At 56.8% G+C, this 11,563-nt stretch carries 10 protein-coding genes; 7 read left to right on the top strand and 3 right to left on the bottom strand.

Going from position 1 to position 11,563, the window contains the following annotated elements; all coding sequences use genetic code 11:
- Positions 1–77: 77 nt before the first annotated feature.
- The gene (gene moeB, locus GC090_RS14005; RefSeq protein WP_039341414.1) at positions 78–845 is read right to left on the bottom strand and encodes a molybdopterin-synthase adenylyltransferase MoeB; all 768 of its coding nucleotides are present in this window, start codon (positions 843–845) and stop codon (positions 78–80) included.
- Positions 846–2,081: a molybdopterin molybdotransferase MoeA gene (gene moeA, locus GC090_RS14000; protein ID WP_324020139.1), complete on the bottom strand. Its 1,236-nt coding sequence runs from the start codon at positions 2,079–2,081 to the stop codon at positions 846–848. It abuts the gene before it with no gap.
- A gap of 218 nt (positions 2,082–2,299) precedes the next feature.
- Here moeA and GC090_RS13995 point away from each other — a divergent pair, with 218 nt between their 5' ends.
- The 6 genes from GC090_RS13995 (at position 2,300) to GC090_RS13970 (ending at position 9,088) form a co-directional block, all read left to right on the top strand.
- Positions 2,300–3,259 (top strand): isoaspartyl peptidase/L-asparaginase family protein, encoded by a 960-nt coding sequence (locus GC090_RS13995; RefSeq protein WP_033737675.1) that lies wholly within the window; start codon positions 2,300–2,302, stop codon positions 3,257–3,259.
- Entirely contained in the window at positions 3,222–5,111 is a 1,890-nt protein-coding gene (locus GC090_RS13990; protein WP_164483087.1) for a dipeptide ABC transporter ATP-binding protein, read from the top strand. Before GC090_RS13995 ends, GC090_RS13990 begins: the two co-directional genes overlap by 38 nt.
- A gap of 54 nt (positions 5,112–5,165) precedes the next feature.
- Complete coding sequence (gene gsiB / locus GC090_RS13985) at positions 5,166–6,701, top strand: glutathione ABC transporter substrate-binding protein GsiB (protein ID WP_082999195.1); 1,536 nt, start codon at positions 5,166–5,168, stop codon at positions 6,699–6,701.
- A gap of 109 nt (positions 6,702–6,810) precedes the next feature.
- Entirely contained in the window at positions 6,811–7,737 is a 927-nt protein-coding gene (gsiC, locus tag GC090_RS13980; protein WP_324020138.1) for a glutathione ABC transporter permease GsiC, read from the top strand.
- A complete protein-coding gene (gsiD, locus tag GC090_RS13975) occupies positions 7,737–8,642 on the top strand; it encodes a glutathione ABC transporter permease GsiD (protein WP_039341402.1) in 906 nt (301 codons plus the stop codon). Before gsiC ends, gsiD begins: the two co-directional genes overlap by 1 nt.
- Complete coding sequence (locus GC090_RS13970) at positions 8,639–9,088, top strand: DUF4385 domain-containing protein (RefSeq protein WP_033737673.1); 450 nt, start codon at positions 8,639–8,641, stop codon at positions 9,086–9,088. Before gsiD ends, GC090_RS13970 begins: the two co-directional genes overlap by 4 nt.
- On the opposite strand, the gene rimO is transcribed toward GC090_RS13970, so the two are convergent.
- Positions 9,085–10,413 (bottom strand): 30S ribosomal protein S12 methylthiotransferase RimO, encoded by a 1,329-nt coding sequence (rimO, locus tag GC090_RS13965; RefSeq protein ID WP_039341398.1) that lies wholly within the window; start codon positions 10,411–10,413, stop codon positions 9,085–9,087. The genes GC090_RS13970 and rimO overlap by 4 nt on opposite strands.
- Positions 10,414–10,788: 375 nt before the next feature.
- Here rimO and GC090_RS13960 point away from each other — a divergent pair, with 375 nt between their 5' ends.
- Entirely contained in the window at positions 10,789–11,424 is a 636-nt protein-coding gene (locus GC090_RS13960; protein ID WP_033737671.1) for a carbonic anhydrase, read from the top strand.
- Positions 11,425–11,563 lie beyond the last annotated feature (139 nt).

The raw sequence follows: 11,563 nt of genomic DNA, 5'->3' as shown, positions 1-11,563 counted from the left end.
CTGGCTACCCCATTTTCTTTCGTGCATTGCCCCGCCTTTTGTAATCGCTCACGCTCAGCGTTCAATCAGACCGGCTTTTAGTCTCTGCACTCAGAATGGCCACAGACTTCACAATTCGGATCCTGTGCGACATGCATCGTGCGAAACTCTGCGCGCATGGCATCATACATGAGCAAACGTGAGCGCGCGGGCGTGCCAAACCGGGTCAGCAGTTTTATCGCTTCCATCGCCTGCATGGCACCGACAACGCCCACCAGCGGCGCCATTACACCGGCTTCCACGCAGCTGAGCACCTGAGCGCCAAACAAACGGCTGATACAGCGGTAGCAGGGCGCACCAGGCTGCCAGTCAAACACACTCAACTGACCTTCCATGCGAATCGCCGCGCCCGAAACCAGAGGCACCTTCAGTTCATAACAAAGCCGGTTAAGCTGTTCACGCACGCTGACATTATCCGTGCAGTCGACCACAACCTGCTGCCTGGCGATGAGCGCCCGCAACGCGTTATCGTCCAACTGGCCGTGGACAGGATATAACTGACAGTGGGGATTGATCTCCGCCAGGCGTGCCCGGGCGGATTCGACCTTGGCCCGACCAATATCCGCATCATGATGCAGAATCTGTCGCTGCAGGTTTGAGAGCGAAACCGTATCAAAATCCAGCAGAGACAGGTGACCGACGCCTGCTGCCGCCAGATAAGGTGCGGCTGCACAGCCTAAACCGCCCAGGCCCACGACCAACACATGGCTGGCCTTCAGGGCTTCCTGTCCGTCAAAGTCAAACCCCCGCAGGACAATTTGCCGGTTATAGCGCAGCATTTCCTCGTGGCTGAGTTCGGGCAGCATTTATCCCTCCAGCAGGGCGTTGAAGGGCTCAACATCTACCCATTCTCCCGCCTCGACATAGCCGCGCTCACGCTCCAGTACGATAAAGCAGTTAGCCTGTGAAAACGAGCTGTACACATGCGAACCCTGGGCACCCGTGCTGACGACTTCTGTTTCACCCTCAGCATTTCGCCGCAGCACACCGCGCTGAAAATCCAGACGGCCCGGCGATTTTTTCAGTGCGCTTGCTGTACGCACGCGCTGACGTGGCGGTAAAGCCGAAGCTGACTGTCCGGTCAGACGGGCCAGCAGGGGCTGCACCAGTTGATAAAAGGTCACGACGGCCGAGACCGGATTGCCGGGCAGGCCGCAGAACCAGCTGTTTGCCAGGCGGCCAAAGGCGAAAGGTTTGCCCGGTTTAATGGCCAGCTTCCAGAAGCGAATACTGCCCAGTTCCTCCAGCATCGCCTTAGTAAAGTCGGCTTCACCGACAGAGACACCGCCGGTGCTGATGACCACATCGGCCTGGCGATCGGCGTCCATAAAGGCAGCCCGAAGGGCGACCGGATCGTCGCGAACAATGCCAAGATCGATCACCTCGCAGCCCAGCTTATGCAGCATGAGGGAGATGGCAAACCGGTTGGTGTCATAGATTTGCCCGTCAGACAGCGGCTGGCCCACGGGTTGCAGCTCATCCCCGGTGGAGAAAATTGCCACGCGCAATTTGCGCAGCACCTTCACCGTGGCGATGCCTAATGAGGCCAGCAACGGCAGTTCCGCAGCGCCCAGGCGCACGCCAGGCGCAAGGACCTGATGGCCTGCCCGGATATCATCGCCGATCAGGCGGATGTTTTGTCCGGCTTTTACGGGCGCATCAATAACAATCTGTTCGCCCTGCAGATGGGTTTGCTCCTGCATGACGACGGCATCGCAGCCGTCCGGTACCGGCGCGCCCGTCATGATTCTGATGACGCTGCCCGCAGGCCAGTCACCCGAAAACGGCCCACCGGCAAAGGTTTTACCGGCAACCGTTAAGGGCTGACCCTCTTGCAAATCAGCAAGCCTGACGGCATAACCGTCCATGGCTGAGTTGTTAAAAGGCGGTACATCAATGGGGGAGGTCACGCTGCAGGCGGTGATGCGCCCGGCCGCGTCGGTCAGGGGCACATCCAGGGATTCGGTGATGGGCGTCAGTTGCGCCAGCATCTTCTGTTGCGCGTCTTCAAGGGAAATCAGTCCGGCAGTAAAGCTTTCCATTATTGTCTCAGTCTGTCTGTTGCAATTGCTGACTATTATGGTGGCTTTTATCCTCAGAGTCACATCGGTATAAGCCACAACGAAAGGTTATTAGCGCGGGACCAGTTTCCGCTTTACAAGCTATGGCGGGCTTTCTATATTCAAAAATACGCTAACAAGACGTAAAACCATTCAAAATCAGTGTTTTTCCTTCTGATGCAACCACAGGGTAACGCAGTATGGCTAAAGCAGTGATCGCCATTCATGGCGGCGCAGGCGCAATTACGCGTGCTGCCATGAGCGCAGAGAAAGAACAGGCTTATCGTCAGGCGCTTCACGATATTGTGACACATGGCCAAACCCTGCTGGCGCAGGGCGCATCCGCGCTGGATGTGGTGACTGAAGCGGTGCGCAGGCTGGAAGAGTGCCCGCTGTTTAATGCGGGTAAAGGTGCTGTGTTTACCCATCAGGGCACGCATGAGCTGGATGCCAGCATCATGGATGGCAGAACGCTGCAGGCTGGGGCAGTGGCGGGCGTCTCCCGGCTGCGCAACCCGGTACTGGCAGCGCGTGCGCTGTTAGACCACAGCCCGCATGTCCTGTTGATTGGGGAAGGGGCCGAAGCCTTTGCGTTTGCGCAGGGGCTTGAGCAGGTTGAACCGGATTTCTTTTCCACGCCTGAACGCCTGGAGCAACTGCAACGGGCGCTGCGCAGCGATGCCGCTGTGCTTGACCACGATGGCGCCGCCCAGGGCGGCGATCCTCTTGACCCGGATCGTAAGTTTGGCACGGTCGGTGCCGTGGCGCTGGATTTGGCGGGAAACCTGGCGGCGGCGACATCGACCGGCGGCATGACCAATAAACAGCAGGGGCGCGTAGGCGACTCACCGTTGCCTGGCGCAGGCTGCTATGCCAGTAACGACAGCGCGGCGGTGTCCTGCACCGGCACTGGCGAAGTGTTTATCCGCACCCTGGCGGCCTACGATGTGGCGGCACAAATGCGTTACGCCGGGCGGACATTACAACAGGCCAGCGTCAATGTGATTCATGACAGCGTGCTGGAGCTGGGCGGCAGCGGTGGGCTGATTGCGGTTGATCGGGAGGGCAATGTGGCACTGCCGTTCAACAGCGAAGGCATGTACCGGGCTGTTGCCCGGGTGGATGACGTCGCAGAGGTCGCAATTTACCGTGAAAGCTAACAGCCAGCCTGACAGGCTCCCTCTGTCTCCCGAACAGGTGTTGGCGGTGCGCGACCTGAACGTACGTTTTCACCATGACGGCCAGGTGACCGAAGCCGTGCGTCATCTTTCACTTGATGTGTTTCGCGGCGAAACGCTGGCTTTAGTGGGCGAGTCCGGCTCGGGCAAATCCGTCACCTCACTGGCGATCATGCGCCTGTTGGCGCAGGACAGCGCAGAGGTCAGTGGCGAGATACGGCTGCGTCGGCGCAGTGGTGAGGCACTGGATCTGATGCGGATGCCGCGCGGTCAGATGCGCAGGGTGCGCGGCGCGGATATGGCCATGATTTTCCAGGAACCGATGACCTCGCTGAATCCGGTGTTTACGGTAGGCGATCAGATCGCAGAATCCATTCGACTGCATCAGGGTAAAAGCCAGTCCGAAGCCCTGACGGAAGCGCGTCGTATGCTGGATCGGGTACGCATTCCTGACGCACAAAGTATGCTGCGCCGTTATCCTCACCAGCTTTCCGGCGGTATGCGGCAGCGCGTGATGATTGCGATGGCCCTGTCGTGCAAGCCTGCGCTGCTGATTGCCGACGAGCCGACCACTGCCCTGGACGTCACGATTCAGGCCCAGATCCTGCAACTGATCCGTGAGCTGCAGAAAGAGATGCAGATGGGCGTGATTTTTATCACTCACGATATGGGCGTGGTGGCGGAAATGGCGGACCGCGTCCAGGTGATGTATCGCGGTGAGGTGCTGGAAAACGCCCCTACCGCCGAGCTGTTCAGCGCACCGCAGCAGCCTTACACCCGGGCGTTGCTGGCCGCTGTCCCGACCCTGGGTGCGATGCAGGACCAGCCGCTGCCCGCGAAATTTCCTCTCCTGCTCAACGATGCGGCACCCGACGTACCGCAAAACACCGTACGTCACGATCGCCCGCCCATCCTGCAGGTGCGCAATCTGGTCACGCGCTTCGATATTCGCTCAGGATTACTGAATCGCGTAACGAGCCGGGTGCACGCGGTCGAGAACATCAGCTTTGATCTGTATGCAGGCGAAACGCTGGCGCTGGTGGGGGAGTCCGGGTGCGGTAAATCGACCACCGGACGTTCACTGCTAAAACTGGTCGCCAGTCAGGGAGGCAGTATTACCTTTGACGGGCAGCGTATTAACGATCTTTCGGGAGCGGCGCTGGCCCATCTGCGGCGCGATATTCAGTTTATCTTCCAGGACCCTTATGCATCGCTCGATCCGCGCCTGACGGTGGGATTTTCGATTATGGAGCCGCTGCTGGTTCACAAGGTGATGCCACGACGCGAAGCGGAACAGCGCGTGGCCTGGTTACTGGAAAAGGTTGGCTTACTGCCGGAACACGCAAAGCGTTATCCGCATGAGTTTTCGGGTGGCCAGCGTCAGCGTATCTGCATCGCGCGGGCACTGGCGCTGAACCCCAAAGTGGTGATTGCCGATGAGTCGGTGTCCGCGCTTGATGTCTCCATTCAGGCACAAATCATCAACCTGATGCTCGACCTTCAGCGTGAATTTGGTATCGCCTTTTTGTTTATTTCCCATGATATGGCGGTGGTTGAGCGCATCAGCCACCGCGTAGCGGTGATGTATCTTGGACAGATTGTGGAAATCGGCCCACGTCAGTCGGTATTCGGGCAGCCACATCATCCGTATACCCAAAAATTAATGGCCGCCGTGCCGGTTGCCGACCCGACACGTCGGCAACGCGAGCGCAGTCTGCTGGTCGATGAGATCCCCAGCCCGATTCGTGCACTGGGCGATGAACCCGAACGGGTTTCGCTGATGGAAGTGGCCCCCGGTCATTTTGTGGCTCGCTCTGCCACCAGCGCGATCTGAAATAATACGCTATCGCCACGGCGATAAATCAGACAGGGATTACAGGAGAAAACAATGCAGATAACGATGCGTAGAAGCTTACTGGCAGCAGGGATATTAAGTAGCGTCATGACGCTGCCCGCCTGGGCCGCGGGTGATGCGGTGATCGCCGTCGCCTCCAATTTCACCACGCTTGATCCCTATGACGCTAACGACACCTTGTCCCAGGCGGTCGCGAAATCATTTTATCAGGGGCTGTTTGGCTTTGATAAAGATATGAAACTGACCAATGTGCTGGCGGACAGTTACACGGTGAGCGGCGATGGCCTGACCTACACCATTAAGCTGCACTCAGGCGTGAAGTTTCAGGATGGCACCGACTTTAATGCCGAGGCGGTCAAGGTCAACCTGGATCGGGCCAGTAATCCCGACAACCATCTCAAACGTTATAACCTGTTTAAATACATCGCCAGCACGGAAGCGGTCGATCCCACGACGGTGAAAATTACGCTGAAGCAGCCGTTCTCGGCCTTTATTAATATTCTGGCGCACCCTGCGGCGGTGATGATTTCCCCTGCCGCCCTGAAAAAATACGGTAAGGACATCGGTTTTCATCCGGTGGGCACCGGGCCGTTCGAATTTGTGACCTGGAATCAGACCGATTTTGTGAAGGTGAAGAAATGGGACGGCTACTGGAAAAAAGGCTATCCCAAACTCGACAGCATTACGTGGCGCCCGGTCGTGGATAACAATACGCGTGCGGCCATGCTGCAGACCGGTGAAGCGAACTTTGCCTTCCCGGTGCCTTATGAGCAGGCCAAATTGCTGGAGAAGGACAGCAAGCTGGACGTGGTGGTATCGCCCTCCATCATGCAGCGCTACATCAGCCTGAATGTGACACAAAAACCGTTTGATAATCCAAAAGTGCGTGAGGCGCTGGAGTACGCGATCAACCGCCAGGCACTGGTTAAAGTTGCGTTCGCCGGTTATGCCACACCTGCCACCGGCATAGTGCCTCCCTCTATTGCCTATGCGCAAACGTATCCGCCCATTCCTTACGATCCCGCTAAAGCAAAAGCGTTGCTGAAAGAAGCGGGTTATCCGAACGGTTTCGACACCACGCTCTGGTCGTCGCATAACCACAGCACGGCACAGAAAGTGTTGCAGTTTGTTCAGCAGCAACTGGCACAGGTCGGCGTGAAGGTGAAAGTGACCGCGATGGATGCGGGACAGCGCGCAGCGGAAGTGGAAGGCAAGGGCCAGAAAGAGAGCGGCGTGCGCATGTTCTACACTGGCTGGTCAGCCTCAACGGGTGAAGCCGACTGGGCGCTGACGCCGTTGTTCGCAACCGCAGCCTGGCCACCGGCGATCTTCAACACGGCGTTTTACAGCAATCCGAAGGTGGATAAAGACCTGGCCGACGCGCTGAAAACGACCGATCAGGCGGAAAAAGCCAAACTGTATAAAGATGCGCAGGACACCATCTGGAACGATCATCCGTGGATCCCGCTGGTGGTGGAGCAACTGGTGTCCGCACACAGCAAAAACCTGAGCGGTTTTTACATGATGCCGGACACGTCATTCAGTTTTGATGACGCCGAGATGAAGTAAGTCGCCGGACCTGTTCTGTCCTGAACAGGATGTGTGATGCCCGGTGCCTCGTCAGCAATGAGGCACCGGGCAGGTCAGCTGCGCTGCTGACTGTTGTGTGGGATGTCACATGGTTAACTATTTTCTTAAACGCCTGCTGGGCCTGATTCCCACGCTGTTTATCGTGGCAGTGCTGATGTTTCTGTTTGTCCATCTGCTGCCGGGCGATCCGGCGCGGCTGATTGCCGGACAGGAAGCCGATGCGTCTGTTGTGGCATTGGTCCGTCAGGAGCTGGGCCTGGATAAACCCCTGCCGGTGCAGTTCGTGCACTTTATCGTCAATGCGCTGCAGGGGGATTTTGGTCAGTCGCTGGTTTCCCGGCGTCCGGTTTCGGCGGAAATCGCTACGCGTTTTATGCCAACCCTGTGGCTGACGCTCACCAGCATGGTGTGGGCGGTGATCCTGGGCATGGCGATCGGCATTGTTTCGGCCGTATGGCGCAATCGCTGGCCGGATCGCCTCGGCATGACGCTCGCGGTTTCGGGTATCTCTTTTCCGGCTTTTGCCCTGGGCATGTTACTGATGGACGTGTTTTCCGTCCAGTTGGGCTGGTTGCCTACGGTGGGCGCAGACAGCTGGCAGCACTATATTTTGCCCTCTCTCACGCTGGGCGCGGCGGTAGCGGCTGTGATGGCCCGTTTCACCCGGGCATCCTTTGTGGAGGTGATGCAGGAAGATTACATGCGCACCGCGCGTGCCAAAGGCGTCAGTGAGTACCGCGTGGTGATTAAGCACGGTCTGCGGAATGCCATGATACCGGTGGTCACCATGATGGGCCTGCAGTTTGGTTTCCTGCTGGGTGGCTCGATTGTGGTTGAGGTCGTGTTCAACTGGCCGGGGCTGGGACGCCTGCTGGTGGATTCGGTACAGATGCGTGACTATCCGGTGATTCAGGCAGAGGTATTGCTGTTTTCGCTGGAGTTTATTTTGATCAATCTGATTGTCGATATGCTGTATGCCGTCATTAACCCGGCGATTCGCTTTAAGGACACCTGATGAAAAACTGGCGACGGGAAGCGGCACTCAAACACATGCCACTGCTGGACAGCAACCGGGTAAGAACGCCCTGGCGGGAATTCTGGCGACGCTTTCGTCGTCAGCCGGTCGCTCTGCTGGCGGGCCTGTTTGTCCTGGTGCTGATCGTACTGGCGTTTACGGCACCGTATGTTGCGCCATTCGATGCAGAAAATTACTTTGATTACGACCGACTCAACGACGGCCCCTCACTGGTGCACTGGTTTGGCGTGGATTCACTGGGACGCGATATCTTTAGCCGCGTGCTGGTGGGAACCCGAATTTCGCTTCTCGCCGGCTTCGTTTCCGTCGCGATAGGGGCGATAGTGGGGACGCTGGCAGGACTGCTGGCGGGCTACTATGAAGGCTGGTGGGACAGGATCACCATGCGCATCTGCGACGTGCTGTTTGCGTTTCCCGGCATTTTGCTGGCCATTGCCGTCGTGGCCATCATGGGCAGTGGCATCAGTAACGTCATTATCGCCGTGGCGATATTCAGTATTCCCGCCTTTGCCCGCCTGGTGCGCGGCAATACGCTGGTACTGAAACGGCAAACCTACATCGAATCAGCCCGCAGTATCGGAGCGTCAGACTGGACGATCATGATACGTCACCTGCTGCCCGGCACGGTATCCTCTATTGTGGTGTACTTCACCATGCGCATCGGGACCTCGATTATCACCGCCGCAAGCCTGTCATTTCTGGGGCTGGGCGCGCAGCCACCGACGCCAGAGTGGGGCGCGATGCTCAACGAAGCGCGCGCGGATATGGTTATCGCGCCGCACGTGGCGATTTTTCCGGCACTGGCTATTTTTTTCACGGTTTTAGCCTTTAATTTGCTTGGCGACGGGCTACGTGACGCACTTGATCCTAAACTGAAGACATGAAACCTTTTGACTATGAACAAGACTTCAGCACTATCGACTTCCGCAAACATCCTGAACGTTATCAGGTCGGGCGCGGTGAGCAGGGCGTGCTGATGGTCCAGCCCTATAAAGGCGAAATCCTGCCGCACTGGCGTTTTCGTACCGTTGAGGTTGCGAAAGCCTCGGCAGAAGAAATCATGCGGCTGTTCGAAGCCTATCGTCAGCAGGATGACTTTGTGGGCATGGACATGGCGCGCAAATTTATTCAAATGGGCTACACCCGTGCGCGCCGCTACAGCAACCATAAGGGCGGACGAAAATACGATGCGGAGGGCAAGGAGTTGCCCCGGGGCAGGGACGAAGAAAAGGCCGCTGCGGCGGCCATTTTCAAAGCGTACTGGGATAAGCTACGGGCAGATGACGACTATCTGGCGCGCAAAAAAGCGCACCAGCAGAAGTATGGTTAGACGCGGCTCGCCCACAAATCGTATTCGTCAGCATGTTCCACTTTGACTCGCAGAACATCGCCCGGCTTAACGTTGCTCTCGCCATTCAGATAGACGGCACCATCGATCTCTGGCGCGTCAGCCATGCTGCGACCAATCGCGCCTTCTTCATCGACTTCATCGATGATGACCATAATTTCACGGCCGATTTTTTCCTGCAGGCGCTCGGCAGAGATCTGCTGCTGCAACTGCATAAAGCGGTCATAACGTTCCTGTTTCACTGCGTCATCGACCGGATCGGGTAACTGGTTTGCCGTTGCGCCTTCAACCGGGCTGTACTGGAAGCAACCCACACGATCCAGACGCGCTTCTTTAATAAAGTCGAGCAGCATCTGGAAGTCTTCTTCGGTTTCGCCGGGGAAGCCTACAATAAACGTTGAGCGCAGCGTCAGCGTCGGGCAGATCTCACGCCAGCGCTTAATGCGCTCCAGCGTGCGTTCCACGGCACCCGGACGCTTCATCAGCTTCAGAATGCGTGGGCTGGCGTGCTGAAGCGGGATATCCAGATACGGCAGAATCTTGCCTTCTGCCATCAGTGGAATCACGTCGTCCACGTGAGGATAAGGATAAACATAATGCAGGCGAACCCACACGCCGAGTTTCGCTAACTGCTCGCACAGGCTCACCATGCTGGTTTTCACCGGCGCGCCGTTCCAGAACCCTGTGCGGTGTTTCACGTCCACGCCGTAAGCCGAGGTATCCTGCGAAATGACCAGCAACTCTTTCACGCCCGCTTCAACCAGCCGTTTTGCTTCGTCCAGCACTTCGCCAATGGCACGACTGTCGAGATCGCCGCGCATAGACGGGATGATACAGAAGGTGCAGCGATGGTTGCAGCCTTCAGAAATTTTCAGGTAAGCGTAATGACGCGGCGTCAGCTTCACGCCCTGTTGCGGCACCAGGCTCAGGAACGGATTATGTTGGGGCTTCGGCACGTAGCGGTGCACGTGCGACAGCACTTGTTCATAGCTGTGCGGACCGGTGATTTCCAGTACCTTCGGGTGCACTTCGCGAATCTGGTCGACTTTCGCTCCCAGGCAGCCGGTCACAATCACCTTGCCGTTTTCGTTCAGGGCTTCACCGATCGCTTCCAGCGATTCCTGGACGGCGCTGTCGATGAATCCGCAGGTGTTGACGATAACGATTTCCGCATCGTCATAGCGTGGGACCACCTCATAGCCCTCGGTGCGCAGTTCCGTCAGAATGCGCTCAGAGTCGACAAGGTTTTTGGGGCAGCCAAGCGAGACAAATCCCACGCGCGGCGGCAGTGTAGTAGTAGTGGACATAAGGTGGTTTCCGGTTCAGCACAGCAATGGCGCGCGATTTTACCTGTGTTGCGATGAAAATTGTAGCGTTATCTGACCTCAGGCATAACAGTGTAAAGTCACGCAAAAAACCGTAAAGGGTTCCCGAGAGTGACAGGCGTTTAAGCCGATGATCGGAAAGGAAGAAAACCGCAGTAACCCGCCGTTTTGCAAAAGGATTTCTAATAAATAGCTAAAAATTAATTCGTTAATTTTCTTATCAACGCAGGTGATAACGCCATTTGACGGTCATATTGTTGGTTGATATTTGCTTGTTTTCATTAATAATGATTCGCTTAACAAGTGCTGAGAGCCTGGCCTTTCAGACAATGACGTGGATAATGTGAGAGCAAAATAATGAAAGAGATCATTAACGGGTTTCTGAGTTTTCAGCAGACTGTCTTTCCTGAAAGAGAGGCGCTGTTCAAAAGTCTGGCCTCAAATCAGAACCCGAAAGCCCTGTTTATCTCTTGCTCAGACAGCCGTCTGGTGCCGGAGCTGGTCACGCAGCAGGAACCCGGGCAGCTATTCGTTATCCGTAATGCGGGCAACATTGTGCCGTCTTTTGGGCCGGAGCCGGGTGGCGTGTCAGCCACTATTGAGTATGCGGTGATGGTGCTGGGCGTTTCTGACATCATCATCTGTGGTCACTCTAACTGCGGTGCGATGAACGCGATTTCGTCCTGTGCCTGCATGGACAGCATGCCAGCCGTCGAGCACTGGCTGCGCTTTGCCGATGCGGCCAAAGCGGTGGTGGAGCAGCGTGACTATGAATCACCCGAGAAAAAGCTCAACGCTATGGTGCAGGAGAACGTGATTGCGCAGCTAAACAACATGAAAACCCATCCTTCGGTGTCGGTAGGGTTACGTCAGGGCAAGCTGCGTCTGCATGGCTGGGTTTACGACATTGAGTCGGGCACCATTCTGGCGCTCACGCCGGGCGGTAAAGAGTTCATCTCACTGGCGGATAATCCCGAGACCTTTTTCGAGTAAGTTCCGTTTGCCCGCGCCGTTCAGGTCGCGGGCCCCTTACCGCCTGTTTTTTCATCCCGTCTTTATCACGCCCACGCTGTTTAATCTTTTGTAAATCCTCAACATCATGCCGGACAGGCTGACTACGCTTAAACACACT

The sequence above is a fragment of the Pantoea sp. JZ29 genome (assembly GCF_035190385.1).
GTDB classification, from domain to species: domain Bacteria; phylum Pseudomonadota; class Gammaproteobacteria; order Enterobacterales; family Enterobacteriaceae; genus Pantoea; species Pantoea stewartii.
Note: the sequence above shows the minus strand (reverse complement) of the source record. Positions and strands in the feature narration are given on the sequence as shown.